A 23,612-nucleotide genomic window follows, 5' to 3' on the forward strand; every position below is an offset into this window, starting at 1 on the left:
CCACCGCGGACCCGGCCGGGGTGGCGGCCCCGGCCGGGTGTCCTGACTGGACGCGACCGGATAAATTCGGCCGGTGGACGCGGGGCAGTTGTGGCTCTATCGCGAGAAGATCGATCCGGCCGGCGTGACCGAGGTGTCGATCGGCCCCGACACGCCGCCGGCCGCGCTGCGCCATCTGGCCGGTGCCGCCCCGCTGAGCCTGACCAAGTTGACGATCGGCGACGAACGCGCCCGCCCGGATCTCACCTGGCGCTATCTGCCCAACCTGGTCCGGCATCTCGACGACATCATCGGCGGCTCGCCCGAGCTGCGCGAGCTGACCATCGCCAAATGCCCGATTCAGCGCATCCCGGATTCGGTGGCCGGCCTCGCCGGTCTCCGTACGCTCGTGGTGTCCTGGACCGGCATCGACCGCGTGCCCGACTGGGTTTTCGAGCTGCCGTCGCTGACCGGTCTCGGCCTGGCTCACAACAACCTGACCGAGCTGCCGCCGAGCGTTGCCGCGGCGAACCGGCTGATCGATCTCGACCTCGGGTTCAACAAGTTCGCCGAGGTGCCCTCGGGCATCTGGGCGCTCACCGGCCTCGAGCGGCTCACCATGCAGGGCTGCCCGCTGGAGAAGATCCCGCCCGACATCCTGCGCCTGCCCGCGCTGACCGAGCTCGTGCTCGGCCGCCGCGGGCGGGCCGGCATCACCGTGCCGCCGCCCGAGGTGGTCGCCCGCGGCCTCACCGCGATCAAGAGCTACTGGGCGCAGGAGCAGGCCTCCGGCCTCGACTTCCTGGCCGAGGCGAAACTGCTCATCGTGGGTGAGCCGGGCGCCGGCAAGACCACGCTGGCCAAGAAGATCCTGGACGCCGGCTACGCGCTCGACCCCGACGAGGGCTCGACCCAGGGCATCGGCGTCTTCTCCTGGCGGTTCCCGTCCGGTGTCCGGGCCGGCGACGGCCTGATCGAGCGGGATTTCCGGGTCAACGTCTGGGATTTCGGCGGCCAGGAGATCTACCACGCCACCCATCAGTTCTTCCTGACCAAGCGCTCGGTGTACGTGCTGCTCTGCGACGAGCGCAAGGAGGACACCGACTTCCACTACTGGCTCGACGTGATCAACCTGCTCAGCGCGGGCAGTCCGCTGATCATCGTGCAGAACCGCAAGCAGGGGCGCGGCCGCCCGCTCGACCTCGGCACCCTGCGCCAGGAGTACCCGAACCTGGTCGGCACCCTGGCCGTCGATCTGTCCAGCAACGACGGTCTGGCGGAGCTGCTCACCCGCGTACGACGGGAACTGGAATTGCTGCCGCACGTGGGCAGCGCCTTGCCCAAGACCTGGCAGAACGTGCGGCTGGCGCTGGAGGCGGACGAGCGCAGCCACATCTCGGCCGAGAAGTTCTTCGAGATCTGCGCGGCCGAGGGCTTCACCCGCGAGGAGGACATGCGCCAGCTCGGCGGCTATCTGCACGACCTCGGCGTGTGCCTGTTCTTCCAGGACGACCCGCTGCTCGGCAAGACCGTCATCCTCAAGCCGGAGTGGGGCACCACCGCGGTCTACCGGGTGCTCGACGACCCGCTGATCATCGAGAGCCGGGGCGTCTTCGACCCGGCCGACCTGCGCCGCATCTGGCACGAGCCCGCCTATCAGTCGATGCAGGGCGAGCTGTTGCGCCTGATGGGGCGGTTCTCGCTGTGTTTCACCGTGCCCGGCACGACCACCTATGTGGCGCCGCAGCTGCTCTCCGGCCAGCGCCCGTCCTACCGCTGGGACGAGCCCGGTGATCTGACGTTGCGCTACGACTACGACGTCATGCCCAAGGGCATCGTCCGGCGCCTCATCGTCGAGCTGCACGATCTGATCGAGGGAAACGCGGTTTGGCGTACGGGCGTGGTGCTCCGCTACGACGCCGGGCGGGCCGAGGTGATCGAGGATCACCACCGGCGCCGGCTGCTCATCCGCCTCGCCGGGCGCGACCCGCGGGTGATGCTGTCGGTGATCGACCGGGCGCTGGCCACGATTCACCGGTCCTTTCCGGACATCCGGTTCGAGCGGTTCCGGCAGTGCGACTGCCCGGTCTGCGCCGGTGCGGACGAGCCGACCATGTTCCCGGTGCGCGAGCTGGAGGACTTCGCCGTCACCGGTGATCTGATCCAGTGCCGGAACAGCCGCCGGATGATGGACCCGGCCGTGCTTTTGAGCGAGCTGTGGAAACGCGCGGAAGTGGAGGCGGCGCAGCCGGCCGGGCCGGCCGAGGTGTACGTGTCGTACGAGCGCTCCGAGCCGGCCGGCGAGCTGGTCGCGGCCATCGAGACGACGCCGGGCGTGCTCCTCGTCCGCCGCGACCCCGACGAATTGCGCTATCGCGACGCCGTTCAGCGGTTCCTGCGCTGGCTCGGCCCCCGGAAGATCGTCGTGGTGGTGCTGGACGACGCGTACGTCAAGAGCCGCACCTGCATGTTCGAACTCACCGAGATCGCCGAACGGCCGGACTTCGCCAAGTACGTCTTCGTGCTCGCCGACGACGCGCTCCTGGAACCGCTGGGCCGGGTGCGCTACGCGCGCTATTGGGAGGACAAGCGGGTGGAGCTGCTCCGGGAGGCCGAAGCGGCCGGCCTGATCGAGGCGGTGCGCGACGACGTGCTGCTGTACGAGAGGTTCCGCGACACGATCGCCCGGATCACCGACCTGCTCGTGGGGATGAACACGACGTCGCGCGACGAGCTCCTCCAGGCGCTCAGTGATCTCTAGCGAAGCCCGTGCCGCCGCAGGCGTCGCACATGGTCGCCGGGGTGTGCTCGTCGCGGAAGCCCTGGCCGTCGAAGTCGAGCGTCCGCTGGGTGCCGCCGCCGGCCCAGCCCGTGCCGTGGCAGCGCACGCAGCGCCGCCGGGCGGCCGTTGTCGTGGTTGCGGCGCGCTTGAGCAGCATTCGCGCGACGACGGCGGCAACGATCATCAGCAGGATGAGAAGTAGTAGCCACTTCATGGGTACATCTTCTTCTCTGGTTGACTGATTCGAGCGACCACACGTCTGCGGATGGTGAGATGACGAACAGCGATCCGCTGCCCCGGCTGGCCACCGAGGGTGAGCGTCTCGGTTGGATCTTCAGCGACCGTAACCTCTACCGGCGCCGGTTCACCGAGCCACCGCCGCAGCCCCTGCCCGTCCCGCCCGAGCTGCGCGAGCGGCTGGAGCGCGCGGAGCGGACCACCACCAAGCGGATCCTGGTCTCGATCGGCGTGGGCGTGCTGCTCGCCGTGCTGATCGGCTGCTGCGGCGGGGTGGCCGCCCGGGGTGACGACGGCAGCGGCCGGGCCCTGGTGTTCCTGTTCGCCGGCCTGGCTTTCGTGGCCGGCATCGCCGGGGCCGTGATCGCCGCCCTGATGCCGGGCTGGGCCCGCAAGGCCGTCGAGGCCGCACAGCAGAAGGCCCAGGACGAGTACGCCCGCGAGCACGCCGCCTGGGACAGCCGTCGCCAGTGGCACGACCAGCAGCAACAGCAGGCGGTCGACGCCCGTCCGGAGTGGTCGGCGGCCGCGCCGTCGCCGGGCACCCGCCGCGTCGACATCATCGGCGGCACGATGTACGGCTGGGAGGCCGTGCTCACCGTCTTCGGCGGATCGCTGCTGGCCACCCGGGGCCGGATGGTGCTGGCCGACTTCACCGGCGAGGCGCTCAGCGGCGAGTTGATCCGGCTCGCCGAGACGACGAACCGTTCGGTGCGCGAGCTGGTGCTGCCCGAGCAGCTGGCCGAGTTCGACCTGGTCGCCGGCCTCTCCCCGGCCGAGCTGGTCGACGGTCTGGTCGAGGCCATGTACGGCGACGCGCCCGAGGGCAACCGGGCCGAGCGCTCGCAGGACGCGCTGCTGCTGACCGAGATCAGCACCATTCTCGAGCCCCGGCTGACCATGGCCCGGTTGCTGGCCGCGCTGCACGTGCTGGCCGAGCGGCCGGCCTCACCGGAGCTGACCCCCTCCGAGCGGGAGCAGTTGCTCACCCTGCGGACCGAGGCGGCCCGGGTGCGCCGGATCGAGGCCTTCCTGCATCCGATGGAGGCGATGGGCTCGGCCGTCTCCTCCACCGAGATCGCCGACCTCACCTGCCTGGTGGCCGGCGGTGAGGGCGGCCAGGCCCAGAACGAGCTGCTCAAAGACCTGACCGTGCAGTGGCTGGGCCGCCAGGTGCGCCGGGCCGAGCCGCCGATCGGCTCGCTGGTGCTGCTCGGCGCCGACGAGATCCACCACCGGGCGCTCGAACGGCTCAGCACCCTCTGCGAGCGGCGCGGCATCCGGCTGGTCCTGTTCTTCGCCCACCTGCGGGCCGACTCGCTGCGCACGATCGGCGGCGGCGAGGTGGCGCTGATGCGCCTCGGCAACCACCAGGAGGCGCAGCAGGCGGCCGAGTTCGTCGGGCGCGGCCACAAGTTCGTGCTGAGCCGGCTCACCCGCTCGCTGGGCGGGGAGGAGACGCACACGCTGGCCGACACGGTCGGCGAGAGCGAAAGCAAGGGCGGCGAGCGGGGCTCCCGCTTCGTCGGCCGTCACCTGCGCCGCTTCAGCAGCACGAACTGGAGCAAGACCCGCAACTGGAGCCAGACCGAGTCGACCGCACAGGGCACCAACTGGAGCGACGCCTCGTCGGCCGAGCGCGTCTACGAGTACACGGTCGAGCCGAGGGTGCTTCAGGACCTCCCGGAGTACGCGATGGTGCTCGTCAAGAACGAGGGCACGGGCTCGGTCGTGCAGGCCGTCGAGGTCGACCCGGCGATCGTCACCTTGCCCCGCGTCTCGATGACGCCTCTTCCCGCGGAACCTGTGCCTGACGCTGTCGCTCCGGCGCCGCGGTCTCTTCCGTCGTCGCCGACGGTGGGCTGGGGCGCGATCAGCGACCCGCCGAGGCAGCGGGAACCGGGCCGGTCGAGTCACGAATGACGAGCTCGGTGGCCAGCTCGACGTGCAGCGCGTCGAGCCGGTGCCGGTCGAGAAGGCGTACGAGAAGACCGACCGCGGTGCGGCCCATCTCGGCCAGCGGCTGGCGCACGGTGGTGAGCATCGGGCTGGTCGCCTGAGCCAGGTCGATGTCGTCGAAGCCGGCGATCGACAGGTCCTCGGGCACCCGTAGCCCGCGCGCGGCGGCCGCGGCCAGCGCCCCCGAGGCGGCCTTGTCGTTGAAGCCGAGCAGCGCGGTGGGCCGATCGGGCTGGTCGAGCAGGTGCCGCGCGGCCTCATAGCCGAATGGGACGGTCGGCTCGCCGGGCAGCACCAGGGCCGGGTCGGGCAGCACGCCGGCGTCGGCCAGAGCGGACACGTGCCCGGCCCGGCGGGCACTGCTGGCCAGCCAGTTGTCGGGGCCGGCGAGCAGGCCGATCCGCCGGTGGCCGAGCCGGGTCAGGTGCTCGGTGAGGCTGCGGGCACCGGCGAAGTGGGCCGCGGAGACGGCGGCGATGTCGCGGGGCACGGTCTCGCGCGGGTCGACGACGACGAAGGGGAAACCGGCGGCCTGGAGGGCGATGAGCTCCTCGCCGGGCTCTGGCGGCAGCACGACGATGGCGCCGCCGACGCCGGGGCGGCCGGCGAGGGACGGCAGGATCTCGCGCTGCTGGGCGGCCTCGCCCGCGTTGAGTACGAGCTGGATGCCGTGCAGGTCGAGGGTCTCGGCGATCGACGAGACGATCAGTCCGAAGTAGTCGGTGAGCAGGTACGGGCAGCGCACGAAGACGGCCCCGGCACGGGCCGGCCGGCGCCGCGGCCCGCGGCCGCCGAGCTGCTCGACGGCGCGATGCACCAGGTCGCGGGTCTCGGGCGCGACGTGCTCCTGGTCGTTGAGGACCCGGGAGACGGTCGCGATGGAGACGCCGGCGTGGGCCGCGATGTCCCGGACGGTCGGGGCCGCTCTCATACCGGCAGCATAGACATTGACATCGATCACCGTTACAGGCTTGACTGCTTGTAACAGAAACGTTCCGCACTTGTTTCAGTTTGTTACATGGGGGCTAAGCTGGGACCTGACGTTGACGTCAGGGGCATGTACTGGGGAGGGGAGCCACTGTGCGTATCGGTGAGCTTGCGCAGCGGGCGAGCGTGAGCGTTCGCGCGCTGCGCTACTACGAGGAGCAGGGCCTCCTGCTGTCCACCCGCAGCCCCAGCGGCCAGCGGCACTACGGCGAGCCCGCCGTCGACCGCGTCCAGCTCATCCAGCATCTCTACTCGGCCGGCCTGACCAGCAAGACCATCGCCGACCTGCTGCCCTGCGTCGATGCCAAGGTCAGCACCCCGGAGTCCCGGGCCCGCCTGACCTTCGAGCGGGACCGCATCGACGCGCAGATCGCCGAGCTGACCCAGGCCCGCGACAAGCTGGACGCCATGATCGCCCTCACCGGCACCCCGGCCAGCGGCTGCGCCTACGTCTGACGCCGCTACGCGACGTACAGCTTGCGCAGCGGGGACGTCACTTCCCAGATCGTTGCCGTGCCCGCGGTCAGCTTCACCAGGTCGCCGGGCTTGACGGCGATCGGCTCGGCGCCCTCGACCGTGATCGTGGCCTCGCCCTCGAGCACCACGAAGACCTCGTCCACCTCGACGTCGCGGACCGCGCCGGTGCTCATCTCCCAGATGCCGATCTCCACGCCCGTGCCCCCGAGCGTCGTGATCGGTGTCGTGCCCAGCGTCGGCGCGCCCGCCACCACCTCGCCCGCGCTCGCCGGCGCGTGCGCCACCGGGACCTGGGCCAGCGGAAACACCTCGACGTCAGCCATGATCGACACCCTAGTAGCAGCTCTGACGACGCGATGAGCGAGGTTCGGAGAAAGCTCCGCTTAACGAGCTGTTTCAGCATTAAAAGCGCTGTTTGCCCGTTTACGAACCCCTAGCCTCATCTTCGATGACGGAGACGAGAACCGGCGTGAGCCACCCGGCGGCCCCCGCGGCCGCCGGGTCGACGCCCGGCTTCCGGCCCGACATCGAGGGCCTGCGCGCCGTCGCCGTCATCCTCGTGGTCCTCTTCCACGCCGGCGTTCCCGGCGTCGGCGGCGGCTACATCGGTGTCGACGTCTTCTTCGTCATCTCCGGTTTCCTCATCACCTCGGTGATGCTGCGTGAGGTCGCCGCGACCGGCCGCATCTCGCTCGTCGGCTTCTACGCCCGGCGCTGCCGCCGACTTCTCCCCGCCGCCGGACTGGTGCTGGTCTCCGTGATCCTCGCCGGCTACCACTGGCTCGGCTTCCTGCGCGGCGACGAGATCGCCGAGGACGCGAGCTGGGCCGCGCTTTTCGCGTCGAACTTCCGTTTCGCCGCTCAGGGCGTCGACTATCTCGGGTCGCAGTCCGCGCCCTCGCCGGTCCAGCACTTCTGGTCGCTCGCCGTCGAGGAGCAGTTCTACCTCGTCTGGCCCGCCGCCCTCGTACTGCTGCTATGGCTCGGTTTTCGATGGGCGCTCCCGTACTGGCTCATCGGCGCCGTGGTTCTCTCGCTCGCGTACTCGGTCGGGCAGGCCGGCACCTGGTCGTTTTTCTCGCCGGTGACCCGCCTGTGGGAGCTCGCCGCCGGCTGCCTGCTCGGTCTGGCCGCGCCCCGTCTGCGCCACATCCCGTACCGGATCGCCGGCGTGATGGCCGCCATCGGTGTCGCGCTCATCGTCATCGCCGCTTTGACCTTCGACGAGCAAACTGCTTTCCCGGGGTACGCCGCGGCGCTGCCGGTAGGAGCGACGGTGCTGGTCCTCGCGGGCCGCGGTGACGCGCTGCTGGGCGGCCGCCCGATGATGTTCCTGGGGCGGCTGTCCTACTCGCTCTACCTGTGGCACTGGCCGGTTCTGATCATCGCCGAGCAGGCCGCCGGCCGGCCTCTGCCCGCTTACACGCGCGCGCTGTTGGTGCTGGTCAGCGTGGTGCTGGCCGTGACGACGTACCTCTGCGTCGAAGACCCGATCCGGCGCAACCGGCGCCTCCAGCGCTCCCATCTGCTGACCTTGGCCCTGGCGATCCTGCTGGTCACCGCGCCGCTCGCGGTGGCGGGCTGGAAGACGTCGACCTCGCCGGCCGCCGACGCCGGGCGCGGCGGCGAATATCAACCTCGACTAGGAGCGCCGGCCGCGCATGTCCAGGACTGACCGCCTGCCGATCCTCGCCGTGGCCCTGCCGGTCCTCGCCGTGGTCCTGACGCTCCTCGCCGGGTGCGCGGGCGCGCCTGCGCCCCGGCCGCGAACGGCCGACGTGCCCGCGCCGCAAGTCGCGCTGTCGAACGTGCTCGCCGCCGTCGCTCAGGCGCCGGCCATCCGCGCGCTACCGGCCGACCTGACGCCGGCCCTGGCCACGGCCGCGGCCGACCTGGGCTTCGACAACGAGAAGTGCGAGACCGGCCCGAAGGCGGACCGGATCGAGCCGTGCGTCTTCGGCGACCGGGCCAGCGCGACCGACGTCGTGGTCTACGGCGACTCGCACGCCGGGATGTGGCTGCCGGCCCTGTCGGAGATCGCTTCGCGACGGCATTGGCGGTTGCAGCTCTTCGGCAAGCCGGGCTGCCCGGTGCCGGCCATCACCTTCTGGAACCAGCAGGAGGGCCGGCCTTTCACCGAATGCGATCGGTTCCGGTCGTTCGTGGCTTCCAGGCTTGCTTCCGTACGGCCCGAGCTCGTGATCGTGGCGAACGCGAGCTTCTCGCAGAAGCGCGGGCGGGGCGTGATGATCACTCCTGGGGAGTGGCGGAGCGGTCTGGCCGCGACCCTGCGGACGTTGCGGCGGTCGGCCACCGAGGTGGTTGTGCTCGGCGACATACCCGTCCTGGATCAGAGCGCACCCGAGTGCCTCAGTGTTCACAACTCTGACATTTCGCCATGTGCGACGACCAGGACCGCGGCGACAGCTCGCGTCTGGAACGCGGCCGACGCGTCCGCGGCGCGCGAGACGGGCGCCGGTTATGTGTCAGTGCTGCCCTGGCTGTGTACGAGGGTGTGCACCCCGGTGATCGGCAACGTCACCGTCTATCGCAATCGGTTCCATCTGACCGGGACGTACGCCCGGATGATGAACGGCGTCCTGGAGGAGGCCCTGCTCGAGCACTTCCCCCAGGACGCGATTCCCTAGTCGTTACTTGCGGCGGCGGGCCCGCAGGACCGTGCCCGCCGCCGCAGCGATCGCCAGGGCCACCCCGGCGATCACCGCACGCGGAATCGGGCGACCGCCCGGCTCGCGGGTGGTCAGTTGTTCCCTGGTCTCGGCGGCGGCCTCAGCGACACGGGCTGCGGTCTCCGCCGTGGTTTGTTTGATGTGCGCGACGCCGGTCGGGGCGGCATGCTTCGGATGCTCCTCCGCACCGGCGTCGCCACCCTTGATCTCCTGCGTCTTCTCGATCGCGGCCGCCTTGACCTGCTGCGTCTTGTCCGCGGCGGTCTCCTTGACCTGCTGCGTCTTCTCCGCGGCGGTCTCCTTGACCTGCTGCGTCGTCTCCGCAGCGGCCTGCTTGACCTCACTGGCCTTCTCGGCGGCGGCCTGCTTGACCTCGCCAGCCTTCTCCGCGGCGGCGCCCGCCTTCTCGGTGGCCGCTTGCTTCACGTCGCCCGCTTTCGCGGCGGCGGCCTGCTTCACGTCGCCCGCTTTCGCGGCGGCGGCCTCCTTGGCGCGGACCGCGGCCTGCTTGACCTGCTCGGTCTTCTCGGCGGCGACCCGCTTGGCCTGCGCCTTCACGTCCGCCTTGGCCGCCAGCGCGGCCGCCGTCTCGGCCAGCTCCGCCCGCGTCTCGGCGATCTCCTGCTTCACCTCGTCACGTGACCTGGTGTCGCTCATGCGTGCCGTCCCTCCCGGATCGCGCCCTTGACCGCCTCGACGTCGCGCTTGCCGCTCTCCATGGCCGCCTTCGGCTCCGGCGGCAGCGCCTGCTTCACCTGGTTCTTCCCGATCAGCGCGGCCACACCGGCCGCACCGAACAGCACCACGGTCACGATCAGCGCGGCCACCCAGACCGGCATGAACAGGGCCAGCACGGCGCCGATGGTCACCAGCAGGGCCCCGACCCCGTACAGCGCCATGACTCCGGCGCCGCCGAGCAGCCCCGCGCCCGTGCCGGCCCGCTTGCCCTTCTCCACCATCTCCATCCGGGCGAGCGTCAACTCGTCCTTGACCAGCGTCGACACCTGTTCGCTCAGCTGGCTGACCAGCTGCGCGGTGGGCTGTTGCTCGGTATGCGTCGTCATCAGTGAGCTCCCTTCCGTCTGGGTTCCCACTTACCCCCACCATGGGGATGTAACCGGCATAGCGACGTTTCCCCAGCTAGGGCGTCCGAGATTTGATGGCTACTCAGACTTCTTCGTTGTCGGCAGCTTCGGAGCAGGCTCCGTAACTGGCTCATCGGGACGCGCAACGCGCCACCTCCGGCCTTCCAGCTCTACCGTGTTCGAGTCGTCGTCGGCGGCCGGCACCACCCTGAAGCTGACGATCTCTCCAGCCTGGGGTTCCGGTTGCCCCAGCTTGCGCGCGATTTCCCGGTGCGCTTTGTATTCCCCAGCTATCAGGTAGCCCTCGTCCCTGAGAACGGTCCGAGCGCCGTGACCGTTGTCCCTGAGCCGGGCCATGTAGTCATCCTGCTGAGCAACTGTGGCAATGGTGTTGCGGCCGATGCGGCGGCCAGTCACAAGCCTGCACAATTCGATGATCCGGCCCTGGCCGCCCTTGGGCTCCAAGATCTTTTGAACCGTGTCGTCATCGAGGCTGAGCAAGACGTTCGGCAACAATGGTGAGTTCTTGAAGAGCCACCTGATCTGTAAGACCCCTCGAGGATTCAGCTGTGTCTTCTTGTCGCGGTTGGAGGTCAGACGGCGATTACTGTCGCTTGCCCGGACGATCCCGAGGCTCCACACACCCTGTTCGTCGTTCGCCGTCGCCACGAGCAGGAGATGACCGAAGCACTCGGGTGGCAGCATCCATCCGTTCAGCTTCTGTGAGAACTTGCAGTCGATGTCATGACCGCAAACCCGGTAGTCGAGCGGGTAGTCCTCGTCGGGCACGTCGTCGATGACGTCATTGAAGGCTCGGCGCAGGTTGATTTCGAACAAGCTCCCGTAGTGAGTCTTCTCCGTCTTCATGAGCTGATCCCACCGATAGCGGCCGGTGTGCTGACCGTCGTAGAGAACGTCGAACGTCTTGCGAAACACGGCAGAGAGCCGCGAACCATCCGGGTCAGCCGACAGGAACCGCGCTGCGATCTCTTCTCGGGCCGGGTCTTCATCGAGTCCGGCGGCGAGGTGGCCAGGAAACAATCCATCTGACATCGAAAGAGCGTAACTATGCTGCTGGGTGGTACTCCGGTGACTTCCCTCGTACGCGCCAAGAAGCCCAGCCAGGTATCTGGCTGGGCTTCTTGGGAAACTAGGCGGGCTGCTCGGCGGGGCGGCGGAACAGAGCCGGCGACAGGGTAAGGGCGTAGCCCTTCACCCGGGCCAGCGCGAGGGCGCCCATCACCGCCGCGATCGTCGTAACCGCGCCGGCCAGCAGCAAGGCCTCTCGCGGGCCGATCGTGTCGCACAGCCAACCCACGGCCGGTGCGCCGACCATGCCCGACAGGGACGACACCAGGCCCAGCGTGGCCAGGACCCGGCCTCGCATCTCCTCGCGCGTGTCGAGCTGGATGCGGGTGGAGACCACCGTGTCGAAGATGACGGCGCCGGCGGCGATCGGCAGGATCAGGGCGGCGAAGCCCAGGACGTTCGGGGCCAGGCCCGACGCGAACTGAAGGACGCTGATGAAGAAGCCCGTGGCCAGCAGGACCCGCAGGGTGGAGCGGCCGCTTCCGGCCAGCAGCAGGCCGCCGGCGACGGCGCCTACCGCGAAAACGGTCGAAAGGAAGCCGTACGAGCCTGACGAGCCCGACAGCGGGCCGGACACCATCGCGGCCATCGACACCTGGTAGTTGCGGCCCAGGGAGCCCAGAACGAACGACAAGGCCAGGACGATCAGTACGGCCGGCTGGGACAGGACGTAGCGGAAGCCGGCCACGATGCCGCGCGACGAGGCCGGCGCCGCCTCCAGCGTCCGCATCTCGCCCGTACGCATCAAGGCAAGCGCACCGATCACCGCGAGGTAGGAAGCCGCGTTGATGGCGAACAGGGCCGAAGGCCCGGTGATGCCGACCAGGACGCCGCCCAGCGCCATGCCGCCGATGCGGCCGGCCGAGCTGAGCACCGAGCCCAGGGCCAGGGCCGAGCCGAGCTGCGAAGAGGGGACCAGGGCCGAGCCGAAGCGGCCCAGCATCGGGCCCTCGAAGGAGCTGATCACGCCGGACAGCAGGGCGACCGCGTAGATGATCCAGTTGTTGGAGCCGAAGAGCAGGGCAAGGGCCAGGAGCGCTCGCACCATCTGAAACGCCATCAGGAACGGGCGGGCCGGCAGACGATCGGCCAGGGCGCCGCCCCAGCTGCCCAGCAGCAGCACGGGCAGGGCCTGCAACATGACGACCAGGCCCATCGTGGCGGCCGAGCCGGTCGCGGTCAGAATGAGCCAGTTCAGCCCGAGCACCTGCATCCACGTTCCGCCCACCGAGACCAGGTCGGCGGCGGCCCAGAGACGGTAGTTACGGACTCGCAGCAGCGCGAACATCGGAGCCAAAGCGGCGGCACCCCCACAGGAAAGCGACGCCGTCCCTCGGCGCCGCCTGCCTCTTCGGGAAGCAACCCCGACCCGCTTCGGCCTAATCGAGCCGCACTACCAACACGCAACCAGCGAAGTTGTAAAGCAAGGAGCTTCGGAGGTACGGGCTGACGGCCACCGCCAAAACCTGTTAGAACCCGCCGCAGCGACGGTGTAGCTGCAACTCAAGCTCCTCACCGGCCTCCGGCCGGTTCGTCACTCAAGCTGCAAAACCGCCAAACGGCGCATTCCGGCCAAGGTGCACCGAGCCGTGGGAAGCGTGGACGCCGAAAAGGCGGCCCCGCCAGGCCGCCTTTCGGGGTCACGGTACTAGCCGTTCATCAACTTCAGCATCTGCTGGATCTCGCCCTGGCGGGACTGCTTCACCCGCTCGCCGAACTTCTTGGCCTCGGGGTTCTGGCCCCCGGTGGCCTCGATCTTCGACATTTCCATGGCCTGGTGCTGGTGGGCCAGGAAGAGGTTGAGGAACGCCGTGTCGAACTCGGACGCCTTCACCGTGCTCAGCGCCTTGATCTCGGCGGCGCCGGTGCCGGGCAGGCCGCCGTGGTCGGCGTGCAGGCTGGCCGCGGTGTCGGCCGTGGTCTTGGCGCCCCAGCCGGACAGCCACGACTGGATCATCGCGAGTTCGTCCTTCTCGGTGGCCTGGATGGCCTGGGCCAGGGTGCGGAGCTCCGGGTTCTGGGCCCGCTTGACGGCGGTCGAGGTCATCTCGAGGCCCTGCTTCTGGTGGTAGGCCAGCATCTGCAGGAACATCACGTCGGTCTCGTTGTGCTCGTCGCCCGCCCTGATCTCGGCGACCGCCTCGGCCGAGACCGTCTTGCCCTGCGCGGCCGGATTCTCCTTGGCCGTGCCGCAGGCGCCGAGGAGGAACGGCGCGACCAGGGCGGCGGCGATCAGACGGCGCTTCACAGCGGGAGCCAGAGGGCGAGGGTGTAGATCGACGGCTCCCAGCTGACGATCGACGTGTGCGACTGGCGGGTCTGGTAGCGGACGCCGTTGAAGGTCACGACGTCACCCGTCTTGTAGGACACGCCGGGGGCCCACGCGCTGCCGCCGGCCGCCGGAGGAGCGGTGGTCGTCGAGGTGGGTGCCGTTGTCGCGGGCGCCTTCGTCGGCGTGGTTGCCGAAGGGGGCGTCGTTGCAGTAGGCGCAGTCGTCGGGGCGCTCGTCGTCGGTGCCGTTGTGGGCGTCGATGAGGACGACCCGCCAATGTTCAGGTCGACGCAGTTGTAGAAGGCGTTCGCGGTGTCGGCGATGTTCCAGACGGCGAGAACCTTCTGCCGTCCCGGGAACTTCGACAGATCGACGGTGTGGTTGACGACCGCCGCCGGCTGCGCGCCGCCGTCGTCGAACGTGGCGACCTTCGTACCGCCGATGAAGTAATCCCAGGTCGAGGTCTTGTGCCGTGCGGTCAGCACCCAGCTGAAGTTGACCGAGGAGCCGACGGCCTTGGCCGGCCAGTTCCTCGACTCGTCGGACAGCACCGAGAACTGGGACACCCCGCCATCGCACGACTTCAAGCCCTTCGGTCCCTCGACGGACTGGGGCTCGAACTGGATCTGCCCGCAGTCCGACACCGCCCCCGACGCGCACAGCGCCTGGCGGCTCGGCGGCGAGGACACGTATCCGTGTGCCGAGGCGGGCGAGGCCACCGTCAGAGTCGCACCCGCCGTCATACCGAGGGCCAGCAGTGGGTAGGCGATCTTCCTGCGCATGTCAGCTCTCTCCGTCGATGTCGTCCCGGCATTACGGCGGGAACGCTATGAGGAGCTGCCATAACGGAGCCTTAAAGGCACCGGAAAGGATCATGAAACCCTGTCAGGAGACGAGGCGCCGACCCCGATCGGGCACTTGGAGGAAGATGCCGACCCGGGCCCCGCCGAGCGGGCTCCGGGACACCACAAGCTGACCGCCGACCTCCTCGGCCGCCCGCCGCACGATGTCCAGGCCCAGGCCGGTCGAGCCGGCCCCGCTCACCCCGCGCTGCACCGACCGCGACGGGTTCGCGATGCCCGGGCCCGCGTCGTCGACCAGCAACCCGGCCGCCGAGACGCTGACCCGGAAGGCCGTCCCGTCGGGGGTGTGCGAGAAGACGTTGCCGAGGATCGCGTCGACCACACCGATTAGCTCGCTGCGCGGGATCGTCACCATGACCGGCTCCTCGCCGCCGACGACCTCCCACGGCCGCTCCTGGTCCTCGGCCAGCACCGACCAGAACGCCAGCCGGTCGGCCAGCACCTCGACCAGGTCAGTCTGCTCGCGGCCGCGCGCCTCCACCCCGAGCCGGGCGCCCTTGATGATCGCCTCGAGCTCCTCGTCGAGCAGGTCGCAGGCCTGCCGCATACGCTCCCCGATGGGGCCGGGCGGCATGGCCTCCGCGTCGAGGCGGAGCGCCGTCAGAGGCGTACGCAATCGATGGGAAAGATCTGCCGCGAGCTCACGTTCCTTGTCCATGAGGCTGCGCAGGTCATCGGCCATCGCGTTGAAGGCGGTCGCCGCTTCCCGCAGCTCGCGCGGCCCGTCCGGTTTCACCCGGGTGCCGAGCTCGCCGCCGCCGAGCCGCCGGGCCGAACCGGCCAGCTCCCGGGTCGAGCGCACGAGCCGGCTGCCCAGCCGGTCGGCCAGCAGCGTCGAGCCCGCCACCAGCGCGATGGCCAGGCCGCCGAGCACGAACCAGGCCGTCCAGACCCCGCGGCGCATCTCCGAGTCGGGCACGTAGACCTCGACCACCACCGTGCGGCCGTCGGTCAGCACAGTCGGCTGGAGATAGGCCACCCCGTCCGGGGCCGGCGCCAGAACGGACTTCCGGTCCTGGGCGACGATCGAGATCTGCGCATCTGACAAATGGGAAAAACCAATTGCCGCGACTTCGGGCAGATGTACGGCCATACGCCCCGCACCGCCGGCCGTCGTGCTGGCCACCGCGTTGGTCAGCAGGGTCGGGTCGGCATCCACACCGAGCACGGTGACCAGCGAAGTCGCCTGCTGACGGGCGTCACTGACGGCACGGTCATGAGCGATCTGCTGTACGGCCACAGCCAGCGGCACGAGGAACGCGAGAGCGACCATCGACGTGATCGCGAGGGCGAGCCGGTTGAGCGCCCACCTCATCGAGGATCGACCATCATGACGCCGACGCCGCGCACGGTGTGCAGGAAGCGCGGCTTGGCGGCGGTCTCACCGAGCTTGCGGCGCAGCCACGAGATGTGGACGTCGATCGTCTGCTCCTCGCCGATCCGGGCCTGGTTCCAGACCTCGTTCATCAGCTCCCGCCGGCTGATCACCTGCCCGACCCGCTCGGCCAGATAGGCCAGCACGTCGAACTCGCGCCGGGTCAGTTGCAACGGCTGTCCGCCCAGCTCGGCCCGGCGCTGCCGCGGATTGATCACCAGGTCGCCCACGGTGATCGCGGTCGGCTGCTCCTCGGCCGTGGTCCGCGCCCGGCGCAGCACGGCGGCGATCCGGGCCAGGATGTGCCCGCCCGAGAACGGCTTGGTCACGTAGTCGTCGGCGCCCGCGCTGAGCAGCTGGATGATGTCGGCTTCGGAGCGCCGCGCGGTCGCCACGATCACCGGCACGTCGGAGACCGACCGCATCATCCGCAACGCGTCGGTGCCGTCGATGTCGGGCAGCCCCAGGTCGAGAATGACCAGGTCAGGACGCTCATCGGTGACAATCTTGAGAGCCTCGGTGGCCCGGCCGACCGGCCGCACGACGTGCCCCGCATCGGTCAGGGCCCGGGACAGCGCGGCCGTGATGATGCGGTCGTCCTCGACCAGCAGGATCATCGCCATGGCGTACACCATAGGGGCAGGTGCGATTATGGTCGCCGTGCGAGCATCCCGATGGACACCGATCGTGGGCTGGCTGGCCGCCACCGCCACCAGCATCGTGCTGGCCTCGGTGGCATTGCTCCCGGTTCTGCGAACCACGGCGCCCGAGGACAGCGCGCTGGCGGCGCTGCCCGCGGCCGACAGCAGCAGCTTCCCGGCGCCGCTGCCCAGCGTGACCACGCCTACGCCCGCGGCCCCTTCGACGGTGGCGCCGACCACGACGACGACCCGCCCGCGCCCGACGAAGACGACGAAGCCCACGGTCAAGCCGACGACCACCCCGCCGAAAGCGACCACCACGACGACGCCCCCGACCACGACCGAGGACGGCTGGACGGTCACGACCGGCGCCGACGGCGTACGGACGTACGTCCGCTCCTTCAAGGTCGAGGGCGGTCAGGCCGTCATCCGGATGACGTCGGACAGCGTCGTCTCGCTCGTGACCGCGACCCCGGCCGACGGCTGGGCCGTCCAGAAGGTCCAGGACTCACCCGACAACCTGGCGGTCTACTTCAACGAGACCAACCACAGCTTCATCATCCACGCCACGTGGTGGGACGACCGCCCGTTCGCCGAGGTCAGCGAAATCGGGTCCTAGGAAGCGGCTGGTGGCGGGACGAGGGCCCGCTCTATGCGGTCGGCGGCGTCCTCGGGTGGTTCGTGTTCCCAGACGCGGATAACCTCCCAGCCGGCCGCAGAGAGCGCGGAGGAGGCCTGCTGATCGCGCTGAACGGTGCGTGCGAGCTTGGGCCCCCAATACCAATCGTTCACCTTCGGCTTGCGGCCGTGCTCGGGGCAGAGATGCCAGAAACACCCGTCCACAAAAATGGCCACCCGCTTGCGCGTGAAGACGATGTCTGGCCGAACGCGAACACCGTCAAGATCAAGCCGCAGATCCTTCCGGAACCGAAAGCCTCGGCTGTGCAGAAGCGCGCGCAGCCTGATTTCAGGCTTCGTGTCACTTCTGCGGATGGCCTGCATGTTCCGCGATCTGCCCTCATTCAGGGGCTGGGGGTGACGGTGAGTCTCCCAGGCCCGCCTGCGGGCATCGTCCGCCATGCTGACAACTCTAAATAGACCTCTCAGCTCACCTTTGCCCGGGTGCGGGCCTGGGCAAAGGCCGCGTGACGATCGTGGTCTTCTTGACCGCGGAACGCCTTCCATTCCCCCAGCTGGTAGGTCTCGCGCTGTCCCCGCTTCTTGACCTCGATGGAGAAATCGTGAGACAGAACGTCGATGCGCTTCTTGATCTCTTCGGTGGTCATTGAGCTGCCCAGAAGGCCATGAATGCGGTCCACGGTTAGCGGGCCGTCACTGTCGCGGAGCAGCCGGTAAACCTCGTCGTGGACCTTACGCGGAGCGGGGATCTCGGCGGGGGAGCCTTCCTTGCGCAGTGCCCGGGCGATCGATTCGCCCACCGCTCGCGCGACCGGTGGCGGGAAGGCGTTGCCAACTTGGCGGTATCTGCTGGTCTTGAGGCCCTTGAATTCCCATTCGTACTCGTCGCCGTGCCAGCCTTGGATGCGCGCGACCATCTCTACCGTGAGTTTGGGGCCTCTAGGGTGCTTGTCGATATCCCAGTCTGGGCCTGGCGCGTCGTTCGCGAGCCCATGGCCGTCGGTCCACAGTTCCGCCCATGCACGCTTGGCCCGGGTGGGACCCAAGTCGGCGCCGCCGTGCTTCTTGCTGCCACCGACGATCGTAGGGGCAATCTTGTTAGCAGCTGTCATCCATCGCTGCAGGTAGTCATCTCGCCATCCCTTGGCGGCGATCATGTCGCCCAGGACGCCACTGACCGTGTTGGTGACGGCGGCCTTCTGGGGCCACGCGAAATAATCGACGTAATCAGGGCGCAGCGCGACAAGGATCATGCGCGGCCGCAACTGCGCGACGCCAAAATCCCGGGCCTCGAGAAGCTCCCAGAAGGCGGTGTAGCCCAGCGCGGCGAAGCGATCGACGACAGCCTGCCGATAGCCGGCGAAACGCGCGTCGTTCAGCCCTCGCACGTTCTCGAGCAAGACGGCCTCGGGCTCCATCCGGCCGGCGGCTTCCACGGCCCACGCGAAGAGGTCGCGCTCGTCGGCCGAGCCAAGCTGCTTGCCCGCCACGGAGAAAGGCGGGCAGGGGACGCCGCCAGCAAGCAGTTGAGCCTTGCCGCGATACTTCTCTGGCTTCCAGACTTCTTCGTCCGCGACATCGCCGACCTTGACGATCTGGCTGACGTCGTCGTCCGGCTGGATCCGCTCCAGGTTTGCTGACAAAGTCTTTGCGGCGCTGGAATCGAGCTCAACGGCCAAGTGGTGACGGAAGCCCGCGAGGTGCAGCCCCAGCGATTGCCCACCAGCTCCGGCGCAGATCTCCACGACACTCAGGTCAGTCACTGCTCTCCTCAGTTGTCTCGGTCCGTAGCTAACGAACGTGCCACCGTCGGTTCATCTTCCTGCACGACATAGCGGACCGCCGCCTACGGGGCGCTCCTCTATGTGACGTGTCGCAGAAAGTCATCACCTTACGGTTCGCCGCCGCAATGCCCAGCCGTCTGACGGGGCTGGCGGCAAGGATTGCGGTCGGTGGTGCGCGCTGATGCTCCAAGGCCGCGACCGACGACATTTCGGTCACCACCCGTGTCCTCTCGATGGGTAGGTCACCGCAAGTAAGAGCGAGGGGCGGGCTCCACTCCGGCGCTGGCGAAAATGCAACGGTAGTGAACCTGCTCCGAGAAGGGCTGCCGCCGATCGTGCCTTCGCTGGCTCAAGTTGGCACGCTGAAGCCCTTACCGGAGGACGTGCGCCGACCACTAGCGTTCGTACATGCGTACGAATAGATCTTCGAATCGTCAGGTTGGCAGCGCGGCTCTAACCCAAGATCCTCCGGATCAGGATGCCTTGCCCGAAGCGAGAGCACGGCCAGAGGGCTGGGCGCCGAGCCGGGCGCCAGGCCAGGATGAGGTGCCCGCGCCGCAGGTAAGGGGTGGCGGCTGCGAGAGCTTCGAGGTCGTCGAGGTCTGTGCGGGCGCAGGTGGTCAAGCCCTCGGCCTGGAGCGAGCGGGATTCGATCATGCGGTCGCGGTGGAGCTGGATGGCAACGCGTGCAACACGCTACGCAACAACCGGCCAGCCTGGAAAATCGTCGAGGGTGATGTTGCGAACCGGTCGGTGTGGCGTCCAGCCGACTTTCAGGGCGTCTCGCTTTTGGCGGGCGGCGTCCCCTGCCCGCCGTTCTCCATCGCGGGAAAGCAGCTGGGCGCGGATGACGAGAGAGACCTTTTCGCCTGGGCAGTGGAACAGGTAGCCATCGTCAAACCCCGGGCACTGTTGCTGGAGAACGTGCGTGGACTGAGTCTCCCGCGCTTTGCCGGCTATCGGCAGCACATCCTCGATCGCCTCACCGAGCTCAGGTATGTCCCGTTTTGGCGATTGCTAAACGCATCCGATCATGGCGTTCCGCAGCTCCGGCCACGCTTCATCCTGGTAGCCCTCAAGAGTGAAGACGCGCCGTATTTCCGCTGGCCGGCCCCCGCGGGCGCGGCTCCGACGGTAGGGGAGGCGCTAACCAGTCTGATGGGAGCTAATGGCTGGGACGGAACTGATGCATGGGCCGCCAAAGCAAACAAGATCGCTCCTACCATCGTCGGCGGCTCCAAGAAGCACGGTGGTGCGGATCTAGGTCCCACGAGGGCGAGACGAGCTTGGGCCGAGTTAGGAGTAAACGGTTCGAGCGTCGGGGATCTCGCCCCAAACTGGGGCGACAGGTTCGAGGTGGGGCCGAAGCTGACTAACGAAATGGTGGCTAGGATCCAAGGCTGGTCTGCTGACGATGAGTGGCTGTTCACTGGGAGTAAAACGGCTCGATATCGTCAGATAGGCAACGCCTTTCCGCCTCCAGTGGCCTATGCGGTTGGTGCCGAAATCATGCGGGCGTTCAAGAGAGACCGAGAGCCGAGAGGCGCCGAGGCCACCAGCCGCGACGTGCTTTTTGAGGCGCTGCGATCGGAGGAGGTCTTTTTGGGGCGCAGCCGGCTGATGCGGCTGGCTGGCATCGTTGAGGGCGCCGAGCTGGAGCAGAGGCTCAGTACACTGAGCCGGGATTTCGACTTACAAGTCGTTGATACCGGCGCTGAGCCGGCGTACCGGCTCGGCAGGTTCAAGGGCTTCACCGGTCAAACCGATCACCGTCGGCACGACACCTTCCTCAAGTATCGAACTCGGATAAGCTAGCCTTCGTCCTTTGTAGAGCGGACTCGCCGTGGCGTGGGTTGCGTAGTTCGGGCTGGCCGGCGCGAACTTGAGCTACCTCGTGTATCAGGATCTTGCGGGGACGGACGGCAACCAATCTGGTCCTCGTCCCCGCAAGAGTCTCGATCTGATGCGGGTCAGAACACTGGAACGCACCTCCGCAACTCTGATGCCGTGCCGTCACGTGGCGCGCCAGCGGTTGGCGGCTGGTCATGCCACCCCTTGAGTTCCCCCCGCTTTGACGGAGCTGTAGCCGGTCCATGTGCAGCGGATGGGTGACCCAGGCACTGGGTGATATTTAGCGTCCCGGCTGTGTTTGCGAACAGGTCGCGACGTGGAAGCATGACCGAGCCGATCTTGCGCCGGCTAGATTTCCGGAAGGTGCGACGGGGAGGATTGCAGTGATCGAGGGCGTCAAGTTTGTGCGCTATCGCGGGTTCGAGCGGTTTCAGGTGAAGCTATCTCCGGACGCCATTCTGGTTGGCCCGAACAGCGCGGGAAAATCGACCATCATCGAGTCGCTGGCGCTGGCTGAGAGATGTCTGCGAACGGCCCGGCGTAGGGCTCCAACCCTGAGAGTCGATCTTCAGGACAGGAAGGTCAAGGCTTTCGCCCTTCCTCGCCCCGAGGTTGAAGGGGTAGACCCTGTCTACTACGACTTTTCCCGCGAGGGAACGCGAGTAACGGTGAGCTGGTCGACCGGCGCGCAGTTGCACCTCAGCTGGCCCGGCGACGACGACGGTTCTCAAGACGGCTACTACTGGCTCGAGCATCCGGACGGTTGGCAGCCCAGAGCCAACATGGTCGACCAGTGGTATCCGGCGCCGACGATCGTTCCGGTCGTCACCCCTCTCGATCCGGTGGAGGACCTGAAGAACGCCGATTACATTCGCAAGCTCGCCGGCAGTCGGCTGGCTAGCAGGCACTTCCGCAATCACCTGTGGCTGATGAAAAAGACCGGCGAACTTCAGGAGTTCCTCGACTTCGCGGCGCCCTGGATCCCCGAGATCGATGTCCGCGAGGTCGTGCTGGACGCGGGGGCGGACCGGCTGGGTGTGTTCTACAACGAAAGGCGTAGCCGCATCCCGAAGGAGCTCGCCTGGGCGGGCGACGGCATGCAGATTTGGCTACAGCTGCTCTGGCACATCTATCGCGCGAAGGACGCGCCAACAATCGTGCTGGATGAACCCGAGGTATATCTGCACCCAGATTTGCAACGGCGTCTGATCCGCCTGCTCGACGAGTGCGAAGCCCAGGTGATTTTGGCGAGCCACTCCTCCGAGGTGATCACCGAGGCTTCCCCCGAGTCGGTGGTGTGGATCGACCGGAGCCAGCGCGGCGGCAAGCGAGTGAGCGCGCCCTCGAAGCTGGCAGGTATCGCTGATGGCCTGGGCACTAACTACAATCTGGCACTCGTCCGTGCGAGCCGGAGCCGGATGGTTATCGCGGCGGAATCTGCTGACATACGTCTACTCCGCCATCTGGCGCGCGTTGTGGGTGCGCGGGCCATCTCGACCGAGGACAACGTCTCGTTTGTGCCGATCCGGTCCTTCACCGCATGGGCGAGTAGCGATCCGCTCATCTGGATGGCTAAGGATGTGCTTGCTGAAGTACCCACATTCGCTGTCCTGTTGAGTTCCGGCGGCCGTCCGTACGAGTTCGATTCGAAGATTGCCGGCGAGCTTGCCGGCGCGGGCATCGAATGCAGAATCTGGCCCTGGAGGGAACTTCTTAACTCCCTGCTCACTTCGCCTGTCCTAAGCCGGGCCTCGGGATCCGACCCCGCCGTCATGGCTCACCGGTTGGCAGATGCTATCGACGCAGCGGCAGATGAGGCGCAGCAAAATTTCGAGGTAGTAAGGCGGGCTGTCGGGGGGTCTCTCGACGTAGAAGAGGTGGAGCGGGTCCGCACAGTCTCGGCGCAGCTAGTCATCGATCATCTAAACCAGTGGCTGGTTCCGAAGGGATACCGGAGCCTGACACCGGCTTCGATTGCCAAGGCAGCCCGATACGCAGATCTGCCAGTAGAGGTCAGCTCAGCGCTGATTGCCCTGGAAGACGCGCTCTAACTAGGACGGCATCCAGTCGAAACGCCCGGGCGGTGTAACAGGAATTTCGAGGTCGAGGAAGGGAAGACCTCCGACAATATCTTGTGGCCCAAGGGTGTACCTTGCGCTTTCCCATCGAGCCGTTGCTGTGTTGTCTGCTGGCGCTTTGGTGACGAGGACGGCAGTCGGCACAGTCCCGACCGCGCCGATGGTGCCGTCCTCAGTGAGGCCGATTGTTACCAGTCGCCAGGCAGGATCGAGTTGCGCGATCTCGTATTCATGGCGGCTCAGAAATATAACTAGGCGGCCGCGCCGATTCGTGCTCTTCACTTCCAAATGCCAGACGGCGCGGCCGTCGGACAGTTCGATGTCATAGCCAAGCCCGTCACTTTGCAGAGCGACGTGTCTAGCAGAACCTGGCGCGACCGTGTTCAACAGCAGCATCAGTGCGCTTTCTCCAGCTAAACCGATTCGTGCCCGCTCGGCTAAGTCGATCTTCCGATGCACCTGGCGGACCGTCAGCACAGCCTCCTCTTCTGGCAATCCGAGAGCGTTTGCAACGTGTGCGAGGTCGCTGGGCATGTCGTCAGGCTTGGAGACGTAGCTGTCGGCCTCGGCGAGCCATGGCGGCTGAGCCTTCTGAAGCGTTGCGCCGAGTAGTACTCGTGCGAAGCTGCCGGGGGCACTCTGGGCGGCCCGGCCGATAAGCACGAAACCTTGCTCACTATCGGCGACAAGCTTCATGAAAACAAGCCAGTCGAGGGCGGTCGCATATTGGGTTCGTGTCAGATCTGCGTAGGCCGGATCGGCACGGATCAGCGCTGCTGCCTGGTCGTATGACGACCGTGACAGCAGATACAACCAGCGCAGCG

General features: G+C 67.8%; 22 protein-coding genes. 8 read left to right on the top strand and 14 right to left on the bottom strand.

Annotation, left to right across the window (positions count from 1 at the left end; all coding sequences use genetic code 11):
- Positions 1-73: 73 nt before the first annotated feature.
- Entirely contained in the window at positions 74-2,740 is a 2,667-nt protein-coding gene (locus tag CRP55_RS00380) for a COR domain-containing protein (RefSeq protein WP_143234350.1), read from the top strand.
- On the opposite strand, the gene CRP55_RS00385 is transcribed toward CRP55_RS00380, so the two are convergent.
- Positions 2,727-2,975 carry a hypothetical protein gene (locus CRP55_RS00385; RefSeq protein ID WP_097317448.1) on the bottom strand — a complete coding sequence of 83 codons (249 nt, stop codon included), beginning with the start codon at positions 2,973-2,975 and terminating at the stop codon, positions 2,727-2,729. The genes CRP55_RS00380 and CRP55_RS00385 overlap by 14 nt on opposite strands.
- Positions 2,976-3,034: 59 nt before the next feature.
- On the opposite strand from CRP55_RS00385, the gene CRP55_RS00390 reads away from it, so the two are divergent.
- Entirely contained in the window at positions 3,035-4,921 is a 1,887-nt protein-coding gene (locus CRP55_RS00390; RefSeq protein WP_097317449.1) for a hypothetical protein, read from the top strand.
- Here the strand turns inward: CRP55_RS00390 and CRP55_RS00395 are convergent.
- Positions 4,872-5,888, bottom strand: a complete 1,017-nt coding sequence (locus CRP55_RS00395) for a LacI family DNA-binding transcriptional regulator (RefSeq protein ID WP_097317450.1) — start codon at positions 5,886-5,888, stop codon at positions 4,872-4,874. The genes CRP55_RS00390 and CRP55_RS00395 overlap by 50 nt on opposite strands.
- A gap of 149 nt (positions 5,889-6,037) precedes the next feature.
- Between CRP55_RS00395 and CRP55_RS00400 the strand changes: the two genes are divergently transcribed.
- The gene (locus tag CRP55_RS00400) at positions 6,038-6,400 is read left to right on the top strand and encodes a MerR family transcriptional regulator (protein ID WP_097317451.1); all 363 of its coding nucleotides are present in this window, start codon (positions 6,038-6,040) and stop codon (positions 6,398-6,400) included.
- A gap of 5 nt (positions 6,401-6,405) precedes the next feature.
- On the opposite strand, the gene CRP55_RS00405 is transcribed toward CRP55_RS00400, so the two are convergent.
- The gene (locus CRP55_RS00405) at positions 6,406-6,744 is read right to left on the bottom strand and encodes a cupin domain-containing protein (RefSeq protein WP_097317452.1); all 339 of its coding nucleotides are present in this window, start codon (positions 6,742-6,744) and stop codon (positions 6,406-6,408) included.
- Positions 6,745-6,869: 125 nt separating this feature from the next.
- Here CRP55_RS00405 and CRP55_RS00410 point away from each other — a divergent pair, with 125 nt between their 5' ends.
- Together CRP55_RS00410 and CRP55_RS00415 are read left to right on the top strand one after the other, a co-directional pair.
- Positions 6,870-8,096 (top strand): acyltransferase family protein, encoded by a 1,227-nt coding sequence (locus tag CRP55_RS00410; RefSeq protein WP_097317453.1) that lies wholly within the window; start codon positions 6,870-6,872, stop codon positions 8,094-8,096.
- Entirely contained in the window at positions 8,083-9,069 is a 987-nt protein-coding gene (locus tag CRP55_RS00415; protein WP_097317454.1) for an SGNH hydrolase domain-containing protein, read from the top strand. Before CRP55_RS00410 ends, CRP55_RS00415 begins: the two co-directional genes overlap by 14 nt.
- 3 nt (positions 9,070-9,072) lie before the next feature.
- Here CRP55_RS00415 and CRP55_RS00420 read toward each other — a convergent pair whose 3' ends face one another.
- The 8 genes from CRP55_RS00420 to CRP55_RS00455 all read right to left on the bottom strand — a co-directional run bounded on the left by CRP55_RS00420 (position 9,073) and on the right by CRP55_RS00455 (position 16,418).
- Positions 9,073-9,768 carry a DUF3618 domain-containing protein gene (locus tag CRP55_RS00420; RefSeq protein ID WP_097317455.1) on the bottom strand — a complete coding sequence of 232 codons (696 nt, stop codon included), beginning with the start codon at positions 9,766-9,768 and terminating at the stop codon, positions 9,073-9,075.
- Entirely contained in the window at positions 9,765-10,175 is a 411-nt protein-coding gene (locus CRP55_RS00425; RefSeq protein WP_097317456.1) for a phage holin family protein, read from the bottom strand. The genes CRP55_RS00420 and CRP55_RS00425 overlap by 4 nt, the downstream gene beginning before the upstream one ends.
- Positions 10,176-10,274: 99 nt before the next feature.
- Complete coding sequence (locus CRP55_RS00430; protein ID WP_097317457.1) at positions 10,275-11,249, bottom strand: NaeI family type II restriction endonuclease; 975 nt, start codon at positions 11,247-11,249, stop codon at positions 10,275-10,277.
- A gap of 97 nt (positions 11,250-11,346) precedes the next feature.
- Positions 11,347-12,573 carry an MFS transporter gene (locus CRP55_RS00435; protein WP_097317458.1) on the bottom strand — a complete coding sequence of 409 codons (1,227 nt, stop codon included), beginning with the start codon at positions 12,571-12,573 and terminating at the stop codon, positions 11,347-11,349.
- A 360-nt stretch (positions 12,574-12,933) separates the two neighbouring features.
- Positions 12,934-13,533, bottom strand: a complete 600-nt coding sequence (locus tag CRP55_RS00440) for a DUF305 domain-containing protein (RefSeq protein WP_245922709.1) — start codon at positions 13,531-13,533, stop codon at positions 12,934-12,936.
- Positions 13,530-14,339 (bottom strand): lytic polysaccharide monooxygenase, encoded by an 810-nt coding sequence (locus CRP55_RS00445; RefSeq protein WP_097317459.1) that lies wholly within the window; start codon positions 14,337-14,339, stop codon positions 13,530-13,532. Before CRP55_RS00445 ends, CRP55_RS00440 begins: the two co-directional genes overlap by 4 nt.
- A gap of 103 nt (positions 14,340-14,442) precedes the next feature.
- The gene (locus CRP55_RS00450; RefSeq protein WP_097317460.1) at positions 14,443-15,735 is read right to left on the bottom strand and encodes a HAMP domain-containing protein; all 1,293 of its coding nucleotides are present in this window, start codon (positions 15,733-15,735) and stop codon (positions 14,443-14,445) included.
- Complete coding sequence (locus CRP55_RS00455) at positions 15,732-16,418, bottom strand: response regulator transcription factor (protein ID WP_097318642.1); 687 nt, start codon at positions 16,416-16,418, stop codon at positions 15,732-15,734. The genes CRP55_RS00450 and CRP55_RS00455 overlap by 4 nt, the downstream gene beginning before the upstream one ends.
- A gap of 28 nt (positions 16,419-16,446) precedes the next feature.
- Here CRP55_RS00455 and CRP55_RS00460 point away from each other — a divergent pair, with 28 nt between their 5' ends.
- Complete coding sequence (locus CRP55_RS00460) at positions 16,447-17,055, top strand: DNA mismatch repair protein MutL (RefSeq protein WP_097317461.1); 609 nt, start codon at positions 16,447-16,449, stop codon at positions 17,053-17,055.
- Here CRP55_RS00460 and CRP55_RS00465 read toward each other — a convergent pair.
- Both CRP55_RS00465 and CRP55_RS00470 read right to left on the bottom strand, forming a co-directional pair.
- Entirely contained in the window at positions 17,052-17,516 is a 465-nt protein-coding gene (locus CRP55_RS00465) for a very short patch repair endonuclease (RefSeq protein WP_097317462.1), read from the bottom strand. The genes CRP55_RS00460 and CRP55_RS00465 overlap by 4 nt on opposite strands.
- 23 nt (positions 17,517-17,539) lie before the next feature.
- Positions 17,540-18,838: a DNA cytosine methyltransferase gene (locus CRP55_RS00470; RefSeq protein WP_097317463.1), complete on the bottom strand. Its 1,299-nt coding sequence runs from the start codon at positions 18,836-18,838 to the stop codon at positions 17,540-17,542.
- A 567-nt stretch (positions 18,839-19,405) separates the two neighbouring features.
- Here CRP55_RS00470 and CRP55_RS00475 point away from each other — a divergent pair.
- Positions 19,406-20,674, top strand: coding sequence for a DNA cytosine methyltransferase (locus CRP55_RS00475; protein WP_245922710.1), 1,269 nt, complete (start codon positions 19,406-19,408; stop codon positions 20,672-20,674).
- A gap of 419 nt (positions 20,675-21,093) precedes the next feature.
- Positions 21,094-22,761: an ATP-dependent nuclease gene (locus CRP55_RS00480; RefSeq protein WP_097317465.1), complete on the top strand. Its 1,668-nt coding sequence runs from the start codon at positions 21,094-21,096 to the stop codon at positions 22,759-22,761.
- Here the strand turns inward: CRP55_RS00480 and CRP55_RS00485 are convergent, their stop codons facing one another.
- Positions 22,762-23,601, bottom strand: a complete 840-nt coding sequence (locus CRP55_RS00485) for a protein NO VEIN domain-containing protein (protein WP_179854956.1) — start codon at positions 23,599-23,601, stop codon at positions 22,762-22,764.
- Positions 23,602-23,612 lie beyond the last annotated feature (11 nt).

It is taken from the genome of Paractinoplanes atraurantiacus (genome assembly GCF_900215205.1).
GTDB lineage: Bacteria > Actinomycetota > Actinomycetes > Mycobacteriales > Micromonosporaceae > Actinoplanes > Actinoplanes atraurantiacus.

Excerpts from the sequence above, each read along its gene's own strand:
- CRP55_RS00395 (WP_097317450.1), bottom strand. The coding sequence starts at position 5,888 with ATGAGAGCGGCCCCGACCGTCCGGGACATCGCGGCCCACGCCGGCGTC.
- CRP55_RS00415 (WP_097317454.1), top strand. The coding sequence starts at position 8,083 with ATGTCCAGGACTGACCGCCTGCCGATCCTCGCCGTGGCCCTGCCGGTC.
- CRP55_RS00455 (WP_097318642.1), bottom strand. The coding sequence starts at position 16,418 with ATGGCGATGATCCTGCTGGTCGAGGACGACCGCATCATCACGGCCGCG.
- CRP55_RS00405 (WP_097317452.1), bottom strand. The coding sequence starts at position 6,744 with ATGGCTGACGTCGAGGTGTTTCCGCTGGCCCAGGTCCCGGTGGCGCAC.
- CRP55_RS00430 (WP_097317457.1), bottom strand. The coding sequence starts at position 11,249 with ATGTCAGATGGATTGTTTCCTGGCCACCTCGCCGCCGGACTCGATGAA.
- CRP55_RS00465 (WP_097317462.1), bottom strand. The coding sequence starts at position 17,516 with ATGGCGGACGATGCCCGCAGGCGGGCCTGGGAGACTCACCGTCACCCC.
- CRP55_RS00410 (WP_097317453.1), top strand. The coding sequence starts at position 6,870 with ATGACGGAGACGAGAACCGGCGTGAGCCACCCGGCGGCCCCCGCGGCC.
- CRP55_RS00385 (WP_097317448.1), bottom strand. The coding sequence starts at position 2,975 with ATGAAGTGGCTACTACTTCTCATCCTGCTGATGATCGTTGCCGCCGTC.
- CRP55_RS00445 (WP_097317459.1), bottom strand. The coding sequence starts at position 14,339 with ATGCGCAGGAAGATCGCCTACCCACTGCTGGCCCTCGGTATGACGGCG.
- CRP55_RS00420 (WP_097317455.1), bottom strand. The coding sequence starts at position 9,768 with ATGAGCGACACCAGGTCACGTGACGAGGTGAAGCAGGAGATCGCCGAG.
- CRP55_RS00435 (WP_097317458.1), bottom strand. The coding sequence starts at position 12,573 with ATGTTCGCGCTGCTGCGAGTCCGTAACTACCGTCTCTGGGCCGCCGCC.
- CRP55_RS00390 (WP_097317449.1), top strand. The coding sequence starts at position 3,035 with ATGACGAACAGCGATCCGCTGCCCCGGCTGGCCACCGAGGGTGAGCGT.
- CRP55_RS00425 (WP_097317456.1), bottom strand. The coding sequence starts at position 10,175 with ATGACGACGCATACCGAGCAACAGCCCACCGCGCAGCTGGTCAGCCAG.
- CRP55_RS00460 (WP_097317461.1), top strand. The coding sequence starts at position 16,447 with ATGGTCGCCGTGCGAGCATCCCGATGGACACCGATCGTGGGCTGGCTG.
- CRP55_RS00450 (WP_097317460.1), bottom strand. The coding sequence starts at position 15,735 with ATGAGGTGGGCGCTCAACCGGCTCGCCCTCGCGATCACGTCGATGGTC.